General features: G+C 69.0%; 13 protein-coding genes and 4 tRNA genes. 15 read left to right on the plus strand and 2 right to left on the minus strand.

The features are described from left to right. Positions 1–108 precede the first annotated feature (108 nt). The 8 genes from gltX to HRL51_RS04305 all read left to right on the plus strand — a co-directional run bounded on the left by gltX (position 109) and on the right by HRL51_RS04305 (position 8,098). Positions 109–1,683: a glutamate--tRNA ligase gene (gltX, locus tag HRL51_RS04270; RefSeq protein WP_172193186.1), complete on the plus strand. Its 1,575-nt coding sequence runs from the start codon at positions 109–111 to the stop codon at positions 1,681–1,683. A gap of 163 nt (positions 1,684–1,846) precedes the next feature. Continuing rightward, positions 1,847–1,918 (plus strand) — tRNA-Gln (locus HRL51_RS04275). A 94-nt stretch (positions 1,919–2,012) separates the two neighbouring features. Beyond that, positions 2,013–2,085: transfer RNA gene (locus tag HRL51_RS04280), tRNA-Glu, on the plus strand. A 35-nt stretch (positions 2,086–2,120) separates the two neighbouring features. Beyond that, a tRNA-Glu gene (locus HRL51_RS04285) sits at positions 2,121–2,193 on the plus strand. A 35-nt stretch (positions 2,194–2,228) separates the two neighbouring features. Continuing rightward, positions 2,229–2,304 (plus strand) — tRNA-Glu (locus HRL51_RS04290). Positions 2,305–2,579: 275 nt separating this feature from the next. Continuing rightward, positions 2,580–4,214 carry a ribonuclease J gene (locus HRL51_RS04295; RefSeq protein ID WP_172121159.1) on the plus strand — a complete coding sequence of 545 codons (1,635 nt, stop codon included), beginning with the start codon at positions 2,580–2,582 and terminating at the stop codon, positions 4,212–4,214. Positions 4,215–4,221: 7 nt separating this feature from the next. Next, entirely contained in the window at positions 4,222–5,145 is a 924-nt protein-coding gene (locus HRL51_RS04300; RefSeq protein ID WP_172193184.1) for a PfkB family carbohydrate kinase, read from the plus strand. A gap of 100 nt (positions 5,146–5,245) precedes the next feature. Then, the gene (locus HRL51_RS04305; RefSeq protein WP_172193182.1) at positions 5,246–8,098 is read left to right on the plus strand and encodes an FtsK/SpoIIIE family DNA translocase; all 2,853 of its coding nucleotides are present in this window, start codon (positions 5,246–5,248) and stop codon (positions 8,096–8,098) included. A 118-nt stretch (positions 8,099–8,216) separates the two neighbouring features. Here the strand turns inward: HRL51_RS04305 and HRL51_RS04310 are convergent, their stop codons facing one another. Then, positions 8,217–9,557, minus strand: a complete 1,341-nt coding sequence (locus tag HRL51_RS04310; RefSeq protein ID WP_172193180.1) for a CapA family protein — start codon at positions 9,555–9,557, stop codon at positions 8,217–8,219. Between the two features lie 23 nt (positions 9,558–9,580). Between HRL51_RS04310 and pgsA the strand changes: the two genes are divergently transcribed. From pgsA to HRL51_RS04345, 7 genes are all read left to right on the plus strand, one after another. Further along, positions 9,581–10,258, plus strand: coding sequence for a CDP-diacylglycerol--glycerol-3-phosphate 3-phosphatidyltransferase (gene pgsA, locus HRL51_RS04315; protein WP_172121110.1), 678 nt, complete (start codon positions 9,581–9,583; stop codon positions 10,256–10,258). Next, a complete protein-coding gene (locus tag HRL51_RS04320) occupies positions 10,251–10,793 on the plus strand; it encodes a CinA family protein (RefSeq protein ID WP_244960238.1) in 543 nt (180 codons plus the stop codon). The genes pgsA and HRL51_RS04320 overlap by 8 nt, the downstream gene beginning before the upstream one ends. Before the next feature lie 162 nt (positions 10,794–10,955). Then, positions 10,956–11,369 (plus strand): helix-turn-helix domain-containing protein, encoded by a 414-nt coding sequence (locus HRL51_RS04325; RefSeq protein ID WP_172121111.1) that lies wholly within the window; start codon positions 10,956–10,958, stop codon positions 11,367–11,369. A 124-nt stretch (positions 11,370–11,493) separates the two neighbouring features. Continuing rightward, positions 11,494–11,724 (plus strand): DUF3046 domain-containing protein, encoded by a 231-nt coding sequence (locus HRL51_RS04330; RefSeq protein ID WP_172121112.1) that lies wholly within the window; start codon positions 11,494–11,496, stop codon positions 11,722–11,724. 303 nt (positions 11,725–12,027) lie between these two features. Continuing rightward, positions 12,028–13,227 (plus strand): recombinase RecA, encoded by a 1,200-nt coding sequence (recA, locus tag HRL51_RS04335; protein ID WP_172193178.1) that lies wholly within the window; start codon positions 12,028–12,030, stop codon positions 13,225–13,227. Beyond that, positions 13,227–13,718 (plus strand): regulatory protein RecX, encoded by a 492-nt coding sequence (locus tag HRL51_RS04340; RefSeq protein ID WP_172193176.1) that lies wholly within the window; start codon positions 13,227–13,229, stop codon positions 13,716–13,718. Before recA ends, HRL51_RS04340 begins: the two co-directional genes overlap by 1 nt. Before the next feature lie 111 nt (positions 13,719–13,829). Continuing rightward, entirely contained in the window at positions 13,830–15,656 is a 1,827-nt protein-coding gene (locus tag HRL51_RS04345) for a formate--tetrahydrofolate ligase (RefSeq protein ID WP_172193174.1), read from the plus strand. Between the two features lie 104 nt (positions 15,657–15,760). On the opposite strand, the gene gcvH is transcribed toward HRL51_RS04345, so the two are convergent. Continuing rightward, positions 15,761–16,150, minus strand: a complete 390-nt coding sequence (gcvH, locus tag HRL51_RS04350) for a glycine cleavage system protein GcvH (protein ID WP_172121116.1) — start codon at positions 16,148–16,150, stop codon at positions 15,761–15,763. Between the last annotated feature and the right edge of the window lie 112 nt (positions 16,151–16,262).

Genomic DNA, 16,262 nt, shown 5'->3' on the forward strand with positions numbered 1-16,262 from the left:
GCGGAAGGTGGGTGCAGGACCGTCCTGGTGAGCCCCGGCCGGGTGCGTAGGGGCGCACAGGCCCACCTGCGGCGTCGCCACCCGCAGGAGACTAGGCTTGGCCGCATCATGACTGAGACCTCCACCGCCGCCAGCCCTGCCGTCCCGGCCCCTGGCTCCAGCGACATCCGCGTCCGATTCTGTCCCTCGCCCACCGGTACCCCTCACGTGGGAATGGTGCGCACCTGCCTGTTCAACTGGGCCTACGCCCGGCACACCGGTGGCACCTTCGTCTTCCGCATCGAGGACACCGACGCCGCCCGCGACTCTGAGGAGTCCTTCACCGCCATCCTCGACTCCCTGGCCTGGCTCGGCCTGGACTGGGACGAGGGCGTGGGCAAGGGCGGCCCGCACGAGCCCTACCGTCAGTCCCAGCGCATGGACCTGTACAAGCAGGTCGCCAAGGAGCTGCTGGACGCCGGCTACCTGTACGAGTCCTTCTCCACCCCTGCCGAGATCGAGGAGCGCCACAGGGCGCGTGGCGAGGACCCCAAGCTCGGTTACGACGGCTTCGACCGGGACCTGAGCGAGGAGCAGAAGGCGGCCTTCCGCGCGGAGGGACGTGAGCCGGTGCTGCGCATGCGCATGCCGGACGAGGACATCACCTTCGACGACCTTGTGCGCGGCCCGATCACCTTCAAGGCCGGCAGCGTGCCGGACTACGTGGTGGTGCGCGCCAACGGTGACCCGCTGTACACCCTGGTCAACCCCGTTGACGACGCTGCCATGGGGATCACCCACGTGCTGCGTGGTGAGGACCTGCTGTCCTCCACCCCGCGCCAGGTGGTGCTCTACCGCGCGCTGACGCAGATCGGTCGCGCCAGCGTGATGCCGCAGTTCGGCCACCTGCCCTACGTCATGGGGGAGGGCAACAAGAAGCTGTCCAAGCGTGACCCGGAGTCCAACCTGCTCATCCACCGCTACCGCGGCATGATCCCGGAGGGCTTGCTCAACTACCTGGCCCTGCTGGGCTGGTCCCTGTCCAAGGACCAGGACGTCTTCTCGCCCGAGCAGCTGGTCGCAGCCTTTGACGTCCACGACGTCAACCCCAACCCGGCGCGCTTCGACCCCAGGAAGTGCGAGGCGATCAACGCCGAGCACGTGCGGCTGCTCCAGGCAGAGGACTTCCGCGACCGGCTCGTGCCCTACCTCGCGGACGTGTACCCGGATCCGTCGGATCCGCAGTGGCAGGCCCGCCCGCTGGTGAGCGCGGCCGGCTTTGCGGAGCTGAGCGAGCGTGAGCAGGAGGTGCTCACGGCGGCCGCCCCGCTCATCCAGACCCGCGTCCAGCTGCTGGGAGAGGCCCGGGACATGCTGGGCTTCCTCTTCGTGAGCGACGACGAGCTCCAGCTGGACGAGAAGGCCGTGTCCAGGCTCAAGGACTCCGCGCCGGCGGTGCTGGACGCCGCGGTCGCGGCTCTGGAGGCAGTGGCGGCGGAGCAGTGGACGACGGCGCAGCTCGAGGAGGTCCTGCGCGCCGCGATCGTGGAGGGGCTGGAGATCAAGCCGCGGCTGGCCTTTGGTCCGGTGCGTGTGGCGGTGACGGGGCGCCAGGTCTCTCCGCCGCTGTTTGAGTCGATGGAGATCCTGGGTAAGGACTCCAGCCTGGTGCGTCTGAGGGCGCTGCGGTCCCGGCTGGGCTGAGACAGGCCAGGACCTTGTGAGTCGGGGGTGACGTCCGGACCAGACGTCACCCCCGACTCTGTGTGTCAGTACTCACGCGCTGTCGGTTTGCCCTGGTACGGGGGCGCGTGTAAATTACTTCCCGCTGCTCCGGGCGGGAGACCGACCGGAAAGCATCATTCCTTGGGGTATGGTGTAATTGGCAACACAGGTGATTCTGGTTCATCCATTCTAGGTTCGAGTCCTGGTACCCCAGCGAGAGCGAAGGAATTCGGTCAGCCGAGTCTGAAGTGATCCTGACGAATTCGACTGACTAGTTTTCTTTTCCTCGGCATAAGTGAATATGCAAGGCCCCGTTCGTCTAGCGGCCTAGGACACCGCCCTCTCACGGCGGCAGCACCGGTTCAAATCCGGTACGGGGTACGGATCAGGAGTCCGGTCTCGGACTCGTGGTCGAGGCCCCGTTCGTCTAGCGGCCTAGGACACCGCCCTCTCACGGCGGCAGCACCGGTTCAAATCCGGTACGGGGTACGGATCAGGAGTCCGGTCTCGGACTCATGGTCGAGGCCCCGTTCGTCTAGCGGCCTAGGACACCGCCCTCTCACGGCGGCAGCACCGGTTCAAATCCGGTACGGGGTACCACGGATCACCCGGCTGCTCACGCAGCCGGTTTTTCATTGTCTCGTGCCAGGATCCCAGGCGATGCCGACGTGTTCACCCAGGCCCTGCGAGGCTGGTGTCTGATCCGCATGATGACGCGCCTTCTCGGAGCCGGTGCGCTCGCGCCGGCGACTGGGCGCGCAGATCACCCGGGATTGTGACAGTGGACCCCCACCTCGCCACTGCCTCTGGCTACACTGCCTGACGTGACGAACTTTCCTACGCTCAAGGCCCCCGGTCCCGTTCCCGACGGCGCGATGCGCATCACGCCCTTGGGTGGTCTCGGCGAGGTCGGCCGCAACATGACCGTGTTCGAGGTTGACGGCAAGCTTCTCATCGTGGACTGCGGCGTCCTCTTCCCCGAGGAGGACCAGCCTGGCGTCGACCTCATCCTCCCTGACTTCTCCTCCATCGAGGACCGCCTGGACGACGTCGTGGCCCTGGTCCTCACCCACGGGCACGAGGACCACATTGGTGGCGTGCCCTACCTGCTGCGCCTGCGTGAGGACATCCCGCTGGTCGGTAGCGACCTCACCCTGGCCTTCGTCGAGGCCAAGCTGCGTGAGCACCGCATCCGTCCCAGGCTCAAGGTCGTCTCCGAGCACGAGCGTGTCAGCTACGGCCCCTTCGACCTGGAGTTCGTGGCCGTCAACCACTCCATCCCCGACGCCATGGCGGTCTTCATCCGCACCTCGGCCGGCAACGTGCTGGCCACCGGCGACTTCAAGATCGACTCCCTGCCTATCGATGGACGCATCACGGACCTGCGCTCCTTCGCGCGCTTCGCCGACGAGGGCGTGGACCTGTTCTGCGTGGACTCCACCAACGCCGAGGTCCCGGGCATGATCGGCCACGAGAACCAGATCGGCCCGGTGCTCGACGGCGTCTTCGCCGAGTCCGACCAGCAGATCATCGTGGCCTCCTTCTCCAGCCACGTCCACCGCGTCCAGCAGGTGCTCGACGCCGCGGCCCTGCACGGCCGCCGGGTGGCTCTTGTGGGGCGCTCGATGGTGCGCAACATGGGGATCGCGGCCGAGAAGGGCTACCTCAAGGTGCCAGACGGCGTCCTCATCGACGCCCGCGACGTCACCTCCCTGCCGGCGGATGAGCGCGTCCTGATGGTCACCGGCTCCCAGGGCGAGCCGATGGCGGCGCTGTCGCGGATGGCTCACGGCGAGCACCGCTCCGTCACGGTCGAGGCCGGAGACACCGTGATCTTCGCTTCCTCGCTCATCCCTGGCAACGAGAACTCTGTCAACCGCGTCATCAACCAGCTCATGAGGCTTGGTGCGCGGGTGGTCCACCAGGGCAACGCCAAGGTACACGTGTCCGGGCACGCCTCCTCCGAGGAGCTCCTCCACGTCTACAACATCGTGGGCCCGCGCAACGTCATGCCCATCCACGGCGAGATCCGCCACCTCGTGGCCAACGGCGCCCTGGCTGTGAAGACCGGTGTCCACCCGCGCAACGTGGTGCTGTGCGAGGACGGCGTCACCGTCGACCTCAAGGACGGCAAGGCCCGCATCTCCGGTCAGGTGGACTGCGGCTACGTCTACGTGGACGGCTCCTCCGTCGGCGAGATCGACGAGACCGAGCTCAAGGACCGCCGCATCCTGGCTGAGGAGGGATTCGTCTCTGTCTACGCCGTGGTGGAGACCAAGACCGGCACGATCCTGGCCGGCCCTGACATCCAGGCCCGCGGCATGGCTGAGGACGACTCCGTCTTCGACGACGTGCTGGAGGACCTCACCCGTGCTCTCCAGGACGCCCTGGACAAGGGCAACCAGGACTCCTACTCCCTCCAGCAGGTCATGCGGCGCACGGTGGGACGCTTCGTGGGTCGTCGCCTCAAGCGTCGTCCGATGATCGTCCCCGTGGTGATCGAGGCATAGGGGGAGCATGGTCATGCTGCGTCCGGCCGGCTTCATCTCCACGGGCTCCGTCCTCATCGACCTGCCGCTGCGCGTGGACCACGTCCCCGCTCCGGGCGGGGCCGTCACCGCAGTCTCGTCCGGACCGACGGTCGGTGGAGGCTACACAGTCGTCTCCGCCGTCGCCCGCCAGGGGGTCCCGGCGGCGCTAGCCGCCACCCTGGGGACGGGCCCGAACTCTGCCCAGGTGCGCCAGTCCATGCATGTTGACGGCGTCGAGCTCGTCGTCGAGGAGCTGGTGGGGGACATCGGGACCTGCACCACCCTCATTGAGCCCCACGGCAGGCGTACCTTCATCACCACGGAGGGTGTGGAGGCCGAGCCCCAGATCGAGGACCTGGACCGCATCGAGCTGGTGGCGGGGGACTGGGTCTACGCCACCGGCTACGACCTGGTCCACCCTTCGTCCTCCGCCGCCATCAGCCAGTGGCTGCTGAGCCTGCCAGAGCACGTGGGTCTCATCCTCGACCTGGGGCCGGTGGAGTCCGAGATTCCTGAGGACCTCCTGCGCCGTCTGCTGGAGCGTGCCAGCCTCCTGAGCGGCAACGACTTGGAGATCAACCACCTGATCCAGCGTCTGGGAAGTGCTGACGCCTTGCGCCAGGCCACGCCGCGCGCGCTGATCGTGCGCCGCACCGGTGTCCACGGCTGTGTGCTGTGGCCGGCTGAAGGTGAGCCCATCGAGGTCCCCGGCTTCGCCCGCGAGGTCCTGGACACCACCGGAGCAGGGGATACCCACACCGGTGTGCTCGTGGCCAGCCTCATGGACGGCATGGACATGGTGACCGCGGCCCGCCGGGCCAACGCTGCTGCCGCCGAGGCCGTCTCACGCCTGGGCCCGGCACGGGCGCCGCGCCGCGACGAGATCGACGCCTTCCTCGCCCAGGTCTGAGGCCTGCTTCCGGGCCAGGGCGAGGAATCGGCCACGGACGCTGCGCCCGGCGGCGTGGCACACAGGCCTGCGGCGGTGGCGCGGATAGCGTCAGAGCATCATGGCCACTCGTCGCACGTCCTCGCCCTCGTCGTCCCGCGCCGGCAGCAAGCGTTCCCAGGCTGCTGCCAAGCCGACCTCGTCCGAGCCCGCCTCCGCGAGCTCTAGCCGCTACCGGCGTACCGCCTGGGCCTTCCTCGTCCTCGCGCTCGCCGTCGTGACCGGGCTGCGTGAGTGGTTCGGTGTCTCTGGGGCCGCAGGCACGGTCCTCCACCACGTCGCAGCAGGACCGCTGGGCGTGCTAGGAGTGACCGTCCCGGTGCTGCTGGGGACGCTGGGCGTGGCGATGCTGCGCGTGCACCGGCTAGCGGCCGTTCACGCGCGCGTGGCAGTGGGGTGCCTCGGCGTCCTGGCCGGAGTCACCGGTATCATCCAGGTCGTCAGCGGCAACCCTGCGCTCTCGCGAGGCATCGCAGCCGTCGAGGAGGCTGGGGGCCTGCTCGGGTGGGTCGTGGGCTACCCGCTCGCCGTCCTGTTCTCCTCTGTCGGTGCCGTGATCCTGTTCATCCTCCTCATCATCTTCTCCCTGCTGGTCCTGACCGGGCTGACCGTGGCGGACCTGCGCGAGCGGTGGGCGCCCGCCGGTGAGGACGACGACGAGCCCGGCCAGGAGGAGGACTCCCTGGCTCTGCGGCTGCTGGACCGCGTGCGGCCCCACCGTCAGCAGACCGCCGCAGCCCCGCTGGACTCCTACGACGGCGACGAGCCCTTCCGCTCGGCCCTCCAGACCGAGGAGGGCGAGCCCCCCGCCCGCAAGCGCGGTAGCGGACGACGCAGCCGACGCCCCGGTGCTGACGCGTCCACCCGCCAGCTGACCTCCCCGGGGGACGACAGCCAGGTGACGGGCGGCCAGGAGGCCTTCGACTTCGACGCCCAGGACGCGGCAGCGACCTCCGTGCTCGGGGCGAGCGACGGCGCCGCCCGGCCGCAGGCGGGCACCCCGGTCTCTGCGGCTACCCCGGCTGAGGCGGCCGTCCCGCCGTCGGTTCCGCTGCGTCGTCGTCCTTCCAGACAGGGACGGCCGGGGGCGACCACGCCGCTGGACGAGCGGCCGGTGCCTCCCACCGAGCCTGACGCGGTGACCCAGGAGACCCCGCTGTCCGCGCTGGCCGAGGAGCCGGACCTGGCCGACGAGCTGGCGATGGCCGCAGGCCTGGAGCTCCCGGACGGCTCGGTGTACTCCCTGCCCTCCGACGACCTCCTGGAGCCCGGTCCCGGCCACGCCACGCGGACCGAGGCCAACGACGCGATCGTGGACAGGCTCCAGGACGTCTTCACCGAGTTCGGTGTGGACGCCACCGTCACCGGATACACCCGTGGTCCTCAGGTCACCCGCTACGAGGTGCACCTGGGACGCGGCGTCAACGTCTCACGCGTGACCAGCCAGGCCAAGAACATCGCCTACGCTGTCGGGAGCGACGAGATCCGCCTGCTGACCCCCATCCCCGGCAAGAGCGCCATCGGTGTGGAGATCCCCAACTCCGACCGCGAGATGGTCAAGCTCGGCGACGTGCTGCGCTCGGGGGCGGCCAAGAAGCAGCCCCACCCGCTGGTGGTGGGGCTGGGCAAGAACGTCGAGGGCGACTACGTCGTCACCAACCTGGCCAAGACCCCGCACCTGCTGGTGGCCGGCCAGACCGGCTCGGGCAAGTCCTCCTTCGTCAACTCCATGATCACCTCCATCATGATGCGGGCCACCCCGCAGGAGGTGCGCATGGTGCTGGTGGACCCCAAGCGCGTGGAGCTGACGATCTACGAGGGCATCCCGCACCTGATCACCCCCATCATCACCAGCCCCAAGAAGGCCGCCGAGGCCCTGGAGTGGGTGGTGCGTGAGATGGACGCGCGCTACGACGACCTGGCCTCCTTCGGCTTCAAGCACATCGACGACTTCAACAAGGCGGTCCGCGCCGGCGAGGTCAAGCCGCTGGAGGGCTCGGCCCGCGTCATCAGCCCCTACCCCTACCTGCTGGTGGTGGTCGACGAGCTGGCCGACCTCATGATGACGGCTCCCAAGGACGTTGAGGCCTCCATCCAGCGCATCACCCAGCTGGCGCGTGCGGCTGGTATCCACCTGGTGCTCGCCACCCAGCGCCCGGTGGCCCAGGTGGTCACGGGCCTCATCAAGTCCAACGTGCCCTCACGCCTGGCCTTTGCCACGGCCTCGCAGCTGGACTCGCGCGTCATCCTCGACCAGAACGGTGCGGAGACCCTGACCGGTCAGGGAGATGCCCTCTACCTGGGGCCCGGGGCCTCGGCACCGGTGCGTATCCAGGGCTCGTGGGTCACTGAGTCCGAGATCCGGGCTGTGGTGTCACACGTGAAGCAGCAGCTGGAGCCGGAGTACCGCGAGGACGTCATCGTCCCGGAGGTCAAGAAGCAGATCGACGAGGAGATCGGCGACGACATGGACCTGCTGCTGCAGGCCGCCGAGCTCATCATCACCAGCCAGTTCGGCTCCACCTCCATGCTCCAGCGCAAGCTGCGCGTGGGCTTCGCCAAGGCAGGACGTCTCATGGACCTGCTGGAGACCCGCGAGGTCGTCGGCCCCTCCGAGGGCTCCAAGGCTCGCGAGGTGCTGGTCCAGCCTGAGCAGCTGGAGGAGACGCTCGCCTGGATCAAGGGCGAGGGAGGCGCTCCAGGAGCTGAGGAGAACGAGCCGGAGGCTGTCGGTGACGACGGCGCAGCCGCAGGGACTCCCACGGGCGGGGCCGGCGCCGCCGTCGTCACCGACCGCTACGCCACCGACCCGCTGTACCGTGACCTGGCGGAGTCGGAGTCCTGGGAGGACACGGCTGCCGAGGAGGACTCCGAGGACGCCTGGAGCCTGACAGGCCGCGGCACCTCCTGGTGAGCTCAGCCCTTTCTACCGGTCCCACAGGACCTCGGCTGCCATGACGGACCCCCTGGACGCACGTGCGTCCAGGGGGTCCGTCATGGCAGCCGGGCGGAGGCGAGCCGGGGCCACCAGGTCAGTCGCGGGGCAGCGGGACGGGAGCCTCACCCGTGGGGACCGGCACCTGGTCGGAGTAGGTCTGAGGGTTGACGATGCCTGTCACGGCCTGCCAGCGTCGCTCGATCTCCGTGGGGGACAGGGTGGTCCACTCAGGGACCGAACCGGCGTGGGCGGCCCCCAGGTCGAGCTGGGTGTGGCCGGCGGCGTTGTCGACGGTGAAGGGGTGCCAGTGCAGCGCGTCCACGCTCACCGAGCGCTGTCCGCAGACGTCGTCGGAGACAGTGACGTCCACCCAGACGAACAGGCCGATCGTCGTCATGAGCGTGCCCAGGGCCTCGGACTGGTTGGAGATGAAGTTGCCTGCTGAGTAGGACACCCACATGCCCTGCCCGCTCGGGCCACCGCTGAGGAGCTCGTTGGTCTGCGGCACGTGCGGGTGGGCGGAGAAGAGGACGTCCACCTGCCCCGTGCCGGCCACGGCCTGGGCGTACTCCCGCTGCGCGACGACCGGCTCGCGGGTGTACTCCTCACCGATCTGTGAGTGCAGCACCACCAGGTCCGCACCGGCCTCGCGGGCGGCGCGGGCCTGGTCCGCCACCCACTGGACGTCGTTGAGGTTGACCGCCCAGGCCGGGTCAGCGGTCATCCCGTTGAGGCTGTAGGTCGTGGACAGCTGGGCGACGGTGACGGTGCGTCCCTCGCGCTGGAGCTCATAGAGCTGGTAGGGCCTGGCGGCCTCGGCCTCGGTCCGGTTGGTGCCGGAGAAGCCCATGCCGTTGGCCTGGAGCGTGTCCGCGGTGGTGACGACCCCGTCCCAGCCCTGGTCCCAGGCGTGGTTGGAGGCGGTGGCGCAGCCGTCCCAGCCGGTCGAGCCCAGCGCGGTGACCACGCCGGGCAGCGAGGCGAACATGGGGTAGCCCGAGGCGACGCCGCGTGGGGAGACCGGTACCTCCATGCCGCACAGCGCCAGGTCCACGCCGCTGTACCACGGCTGCGAGGCGGCGATCATGGGGGAGATGTCGCCCATACCGCCTGCGGTGTCGTCCATGACAGGCATGTGGGTCAGCACGTCGCCGGCGTAGCCGATGGTGAGGTGGATGTCCGGCGGGGGCGTCGGTGAGGGGGTCGGGCTGGGCACTGGGGAGGAGGCAACGGCCTCGGTACCTGACGGGGACGTCTGGGTCCGGGGCGCCGTCGAGGCCTGGCGGGTGGTGAGGAGGTAGGCGCTGGCCGCCAGGACGCTGATGACGAGGAGCGCGAGGAGGCCCCGACGCCACCAGGAGGCCGGTGAGGCAGGAGCCCGGTGGGAGGTGGGGCGGGTGGGCCGTGGCCCGGTCGGGGGAGCATGGGAAGTCACAGGCTCAGGCTAGGCTGTGGGGGATGAGCCAGACGAGTACTTCGAGCACCCCCTCGGGTGCCTCCCCCCACGCCGAGCAGGCACCGCTGCTCAACATCGCCAACGCGCTCACGGTGCTGCGCCTGCTGCTGGTCCCGGTCTTTGTCTGGCTCATGCTGCAGCCGGGAGACGGGATGAGGCTGGCGGCGACGGCAGTCTTCGCCATCGCCTCGATCACTGACCGCCTGGACGGGCAGCTGGCACGCGCACGAGGACTCATCACCAGCTTCGGCAAGATCGCCGACCCGATCGCGGACAAGGCCCTGACGCTGTCCGCCTTCATCCTCCTGTCGGTGGCTGGAAGGCTGTGGTGGTGGGTGACGGTCGTCATCCTCGTGCGTGAGCTGGGCATCACCCTCATGCGCTTCGTCATGCTGCGCCGGGCCGTCATGGCGGCCTCGAGGGGCGGCAAGCTCAAGACGGTCCTCCAGATCGCTGGAATCCTCGGGCTGCTCGTGCCGTGGGCCGCGCTGCTGCCTGCTGGGGCGGCCACGGTGGTGGACGTGCTGGCCTACGTCGTGGTCGCTGTCGCCACCGTGGTCACGGTGGTGACAGGGCTGGACTACGTGCACCAGGCTGTGCTCATCTCACGCGGAGCCGAGGCTGGCGAGGGCACCACGGGCACTGCGACGCCGTCAAGCGAGGGAACGGACAATGACTGACACCACCCAGACCTCTGACCACACCGGAGCCGAGGAGGCCCCTGGGGCCTCGACCCAGGTCGAGGCTGCCCGTTTCCTGCTCTCCACGGCTGAGGAGCGAGGACTGACCCTGGCCGTTGCCGAGTCCCTGACCGGGGGAGAGGTCGCCTCGACGCTGATCAGCGTACCGGGCGCCTCCTCCGTGGTGCTCGGCGCCGTCGTGGCCTACGCCACGCGGATCAAGGAGGAGGTCCTGGGGGTCGACGCCGGGCTGCTGGCCCGGTGCGGACCGGTGGACGGCGAGGTCGCCCAGCAGATGGCGGCTGGTGTCGCCCGGCTCATGGGGGCTGATATCGGCCTGGCGACGACGGGAGTGGCTGGTCCCGGGACTGCGGACGGCCACGAGGCCGGGACCGTGCACGTGGCCGTGGTCACACCTCAGGGGGCTCTCAGTCGCGAGCTTCACCTGGACGGCGACCGCGGCGCGGTGCGAGACGGTGCGACGGCGGCGGTGCTCGCTCTCGCCGTCGGGATGCTAGACGTCGTGGAGGCCTGAGGGGTCTACGAGCCGGTTCACCTGACGCTTCAAGGAATCTCCCAGTTTGACCGGTCATGATCGTCCTACCACCGCCAAGGAACGGGTTGCAGCGAGGTAGCGCTGGAATGTGATCCTTGACGTGTGGGAATGAAACTCCGCAGTGAATGGTTGTGCCTCACGATGAACAACGCGACTCACCCCCGCACCACTCGATCGATCCGTCCTGCTGGCAGGACGCCGATGCGACAGGCCTCCGTGGCAGGTTACGGTGCGGCTGTGGACAACACTAAGCACGAGAACGTCCTTCTGCGCCGGGAGATCGGCGAGGTCCTGCGCTCGGTGCGTCAGCACCAGGGGCGGACGCTTCGTGAGGTCTCCTCACAGGCCCGGGTCTCGCTCGGTTACCTCTCTGAGGTCGAGCGCGGGCAGAAGGAGGCCTCCTCCGAGCTACTGGCCTCGATCTGCCAGGCGCTGGACGCTCCGCTGTCAGCCGTCCTGCGTGAGGTCTCGGACCGTATCGCGCTGACCGAGGGCGTGACGATCCCGGACACCGTCCCGGACGAGCTCGTCCGTCAGCAGGGCGCTCTGCGCTGAGACTGGCACTCTCCTTGACAACCAGCGCCTGTGCGCTGGCGCCTGCCCCCGTAGCACGCCATGGCTACGGGGGCAGGCGCGCGCAAGGGAGGGGCGACGCAGGAGGGTGTGCGAGAGTGGGGCTGTGAAGCACTCAGAGTTCTGGCGGGCGGTCGAGACGGTGTACGGCTCCGCGTACGGACGTTCCCTGACGGCTGACCTGGTGCTGCCGGGGCTCGGACGCACCTGCGAGGAGGCTCTGGACTCAGGAGCACCTCCGCGTGAGGTGTGGAACGCCCTGTGTGACGAGACCGACGCCTCCCAGTCGGACCGCTGGGTCTACAGGGAGGACCCGCGCGAGCGCAGGCGCCGCTAGGGGCGCGAGACAGCGGCCGGGTCCGCTGGGCTCGTCAGGGCGCTGGGGCCACCTGCCCTGGACCGGGGCCTGGCTGGTACGGGACACGCCGAGACCGCCAACCTGACATCGAACAGGTGTACGACTACATTCGTCCCCAGGCGACGGGACTGCCCGTGCCGTCCACAGGGACGGCTCAGCGCAGTCGTTTGTGTCGGTGGTCCGGCATACCGTCGTTCGTGAGCCCCGGAGAGGGGACCTCACCACCAGGACCAGCCCTGCCCACCTGCGGCACCAGCCGCTGACAGATTACGAGGACGACCAATGCCCGCAGCACAGACCCAGGACCGTTCGAAGGCCCTGGCCACCGCTCTCTCCCAGATCGACAAGGCCTTTGGTAAGGGCTCGGTCATGCGTCTGGGGGATGACAACCGCCCCCCGGTCTCCGTCATCCCGACCGGCTCGATCGCCCTGGACGTAGCCCTGGGCGTGGGCGGTCTGCCGCGTGGGCGCATCATCGAGATCTACGGTCCTGAGTCCTCCGGTAAGACCACGGTGGCGCTTCACGCCGTTGCCTCGGCGCAGAAGGCCGGGGGCAACGCCGCCTTCATCGACGCCGAGCACGCGCTGGACCCGGTCTACGCCAAGGCGCTGGGCGTGGACACGGACAACCTCCTCGTCTCCCAGCCAGACACCGGCGAGCAGGCGCTGGAGATCGCGGACATGCTCATCCGCTCCGGCGGCCTGGACATCATCGTCATCGACTCCGTCGCGGCCCTGGTGCCCAAGGCGGAGATCGAGGGGGAGATGGGTGACTCCCACGTGGGCCTGCAGGCGCGTCTCATGAGCCAGGCGCTGCGCAAGATCACCGGTGCCCTGTCCGCCACGGGTACCACCGCGATCTTCATCAACCAGCTGCGTGAGAAGATCGGTGTCTTCTTCGGCAACCCCGAGACCACCACGGGTGGCAAGGCCCTGAAGTTCTACGCCTCGGTACGTATTGACGTCCGCCGCATCCAGACCCTCAAGGACGGGGACCAGCCGGTGGGTAACCGGACCCGGGCCAAGGTCGTGAAGAACAAGATGGCCCCGCCCTTCAAGCAGGCCGAGTTCGACATCGTCTACGGCCAGGGCATCTCCCGAGAGGGGAGCCTGCTGGACATGGGCGTGGAGAACGGCATCGTGCGCAAGTCCGGTGCCTGGTTCACCTACGGCACTGACCAGCTGGGACAGGGCAAGGAGAACGCACGCACCTTCCTCAAGGACAACCCTGAGCTGGCTGACGAGATCGAGAACAAGATCCTCGCCGCCCTGGGTATCGGTGAGCCTGGCAGCAAGGCCCGTGAGGAGGCCGAGGCGGCTGCGGCGCAGGAGGCTGGATCCGCCGCGGCGCCTGAGGTCGCGGCTCAGGCGGGCAAGGCGGGGAGCGGTGCCGCGGCCAAGGCCCCCACGGCTCGTGGGACCAAGAAGTCCAGGACGGTCAGCGTGGATGACGCCTTCGGCGAGGAGGCTGGCGGCTTCTGATGCCCTGGCTGACACCGGACGAGCACCAGCAGGCGGTTGAGGCGGCGCGGGACATCGTCCTGCGCCGCCTGGACCGCAGCCCCGCCCCGCGCTCAGCCCTGGCGGACCTGCTGGAGCGCAAGGAGGTGGACGCCCGGGTGGCTCAGGAGGTCCTTGACCGCCTGGAGGCTGTCGGCCTGATCAACGACGCTGCCTACGCGGCCGTGCTGGCACGGACCCGTTTCGCACAGAAGGGTGCCGCTCGTCGTGCCATCGCCGAGGAGCTACGGCGCAAGGGCCTGGGGGAGGACGTCATCTCGCTCGCCCTGGCCCAGATCGACTCCTCGGACGAGCAGGAGGCTGCGCTGGCCCTGGCACGTAAGAAGCTACGCAGTACCGCGAACCTCGCTCCTGAGGTCCGTCGTCGACGAGCCCTGGCCCTCCTGGCGCGTAAGGGCTACTCGGCCTCAGTCGCCACTCAGGCCTACGAGCGGGCTCTCGCTGAGAGCTAGGACCGTGCAGGGCACGGCTGGCTACAGCCGTGCGAGCCTTGCGCCGGAAGTGGTCATGAGCACCCCGCGCATCTGGCAGACGCCGTCGGAGCAGATCCGTAGGATGTGGTCATGAGCACTCTCAACGGCGAGAACGCCCCGGTACCTGACGACTCCGTCCCTGCCTCCTCCAGTAACCAGGTCGATCTCACCGACCTGGCTGCACGCGCTGGTATCGCTGCTGAGCACGTCATCCCCTACGGGCGTGACGTGGCCAAGATCGACCTCAGCGTCCTGGACGAGGCGCGTGGGAAAGAGGTCGCGCAGGCGGACCGGGCGCACTACGTCGTCGTCACCGCCATCACCCCCACCTCCTTCGGTGAGGGCAAGTCGACCGTGGCGATCGGACTGGCTCAGGGCCTGGCCTACCGCGGTCACCGCTCGGTCCTCACACTGCGTCAGTCCGCTATGGGGCCGACCTTTGGCATCAAGGGTGGTGCGGGCGGTTCCGGCTGCGCGCGCATCCTGCCGGCCGAGCGGATGAACCTGCACCTGACCGGTGACTTCCACGCCATCACGGCAGCCCACAACCTCCTGGCCGCGATGATCGACAACCACCTCCACCACGGCAACGAGCTGGAGATCGACGAGCGGACGATCACCTGGCCCCGCGTGCTCGACGTCAACGACCGGGCCCTGCGCCACATCGTCATCGGCCTGGGGACGCGCACCGACGGCGTCACCCGCCAGGCCTCCTTCGACATCACCCCTGCCAGCGAGATCATGGTCATCATGTCCCTGGCCACCTCACTGAAGGACCTGCGGGACAGGCTCGGACGGATCGTCGTCGCCCGTAACAAGGACGGTGCGTGGGTGAGCGCCGAGGACCTCGGCGCGGCAGGCGCGATGGCCGCCGTGCTGCGTGACGCCCTGGCCCCGAACCTGCTGCGAACTGGTGAAGGCACCCCCGCGCTCATCCACACCGGCCCCTTCGGCAACATCGCCACCGGCTGCTCCTCGGTCATCGCCGACCTCGTCGCGGCCCAGGGTGCTGCCGGACGCGACGGGCAGGAGCCCGGCTACGTCCTGACCGAGGCCGGCTTCGGTGCGGACATGGGCCTGGAACGCTTCTTCGACCTCAAGTGCTCGGTGTCCGGCATGCGCCCCGAGGCCGCGGTGCTGGTGGTCACTGTCCGTGCCCTCAAGGCGCACTCGGGCAAGTACCGGATCGTCTCGGGCAAGGAGCTGCCCCCGGCCATGCTGGAGGAGAACCTGGAGGACGTGCGCGCAGGTGCCTCCAACATGCTCAAGCACCTGTCGATCGTGCGCGGCTTCGGTATGGAGCCGGTGGTGGCCATCAACGTCTTTCCTACTGACCACGACTCCGAGGTCGAGGAGATCCGCCGCATCGCGACCGAGGCAGGTGCGCACGTCGCTGCCGTGCACCCGGTGACCGAGGGCGGCACCGGCTGCGCTGACCTCGCGGACCAGGTTGCTGCCGCCTGCGCCCTGGCCCGCACAGTGGCGTCGGACCAGCTGCAGGCGGACACCGTGGCCGACTCTCCCCAGGACTCTGGTGCCGAGCACGGGCGCCCCCTGTACGTGGCGGACGACGACCTGCGCACGAAGATCGGCAAGGTCGCGGCCATGTACGGTGCCGACGGCGTGGACTACACGCCTGCCGCCTCCCGCTTCCTGGACGCGTGCGAGGCAGAGGGCTTCGGGAACCTCGCCGTCGTCGTGGCCAAGACTCCGCTGTCGCTGTCTCACGACCCTGCGCTCAAGGGCGTGCCCACCGGGTGGCGCCTGCCGGTGCGTGAGGTGCGGCTGGCCGCCGGAGCCGGCTACGTCTACGCCATCTGCGGCTCGATCTCGACCATGCCCGGCCTGCCGTCCAGGCCGGCGGCCGAGCGCATCGACGTCGACGTCGAGACCGGGAAGATCCTCAACCTGCGCTGAATCCCCGCGTCTCAACCGAGGTTTTGTGTACTGGATCGGGGGTTATGCGATGCACAACCCCCGATCCAGTACACAAAACCCAGAATAAGAGGGTGAGAAGATCATCAGCCCTCGGTGACCTCGGCGTCGAAGCGGGAGGCGTACTCCTCAGCGCTGAGCAGCTCGCCCTCCTGCGCCACCTCGACCGTGAAGAGCCAGCCCTCGCCGTAGGGGTCCTTGTTGATCGTGCCCGGCTCGTCGACGACGGCCTCGTTGACGGCCACGACCGTGCCGGTCACTGGCGAGACGAGGTCCGAGACCGACTTGGTGGACTCCAGCTCGCCACACGGCTCGCCGGCCTCGACCTCAGCACCGACCTCGGGCAGGTCGACGAAGACCACCTCGCCGAGGGCGTCGGAGGCGACGGCGGAGATCCCGACGCGTGCAGGCGACTCGTTACTGATCCACTCGTGGTCGGCGGAGTAGCGCAGCTCAGGGCGCACAGGCTGGGACATGGGGGTTCCTTTCTTCAGGCGGCAGGTCGGGACGGTCCCGTCCGGCCCAGGGTGGGTGGTCGAGGCACGACGGCGGGGCTCGCCGTCGTCGCCGGTCTGCGGCCACCAGCGG

The organism is Actinomyces faecalis (genome assembly GCF_013184985.2).
Classification (GTDB): domain Bacteria; phylum Actinomycetota; class Actinomycetes; order Actinomycetales; family Actinomycetaceae; genus Actinomyces; species Actinomyces faecalis.

Coding starts and splice junctions, on each gene's coding strand:
- gltX (WP_172193186.1), top strand. CDS start 109: ATGACTGAGACCTCCACCGCCGCCAGCCCTGCCGTCCCGGCCCCTGGC.
- HRL51_RS04295 (WP_172121159.1), top strand. CDS start 2,580: ATGCGCATCACGCCCTTGGGTGGTCTCGGCGAGGTCGGCCGCAACATG.
- HRL51_RS04300 (WP_172193184.1), top strand. CDS start 4,222: ATGGTCATGCTGCGTCCGGCCGGCTTCATCTCCACGGGCTCCGTCCTC.
- HRL51_RS04305 (WP_172193182.1), top strand. CDS start 5,246: ATGGCCACTCGTCGCACGTCCTCGCCCTCGTCGTCCCGCGCCGGCAGC.
- pgsA (WP_172121110.1), top strand. CDS start 9,581: ATGAGCCAGACGAGTACTTCGAGCACCCCCTCGGGTGCCTCCCCCCAC.
- HRL51_RS04320 (WP_244960238.1), top strand. CDS start 10,251: ATGACTGACACCACCCAGACCTCTGACCACACCGGAGCCGAGGAGGCC.
- HRL51_RS04325 (WP_172121111.1), top strand. CDS start 10,956: ATGAACAACGCGACTCACCCCCGCACCACTCGATCGATCCGTCCTGCT.
- recA (WP_172193178.1), top strand. CDS start 12,028: ATGCCCGCAGCACAGACCCAGGACCGTTCGAAGGCCCTGGCCACCGCT.
- HRL51_RS04340 (WP_172193176.1), top strand. CDS start 13,227: ATGCCCTGGCTGACACCGGACGAGCACCAGCAGGCGGTTGAGGCGGCG.
- HRL51_RS04345 (WP_172193174.1), top strand. CDS start 13,830: ATGAGCACTCTCAACGGCGAGAACGCCCCGGTACCTGACGACTCCGTC.
- gcvH (WP_172121116.1), bottom strand. CDS start 16,150: ATGTCCCAGCCTGTGCGCCCTGAGCTGCGCTACTCCGCCGACCACGAG.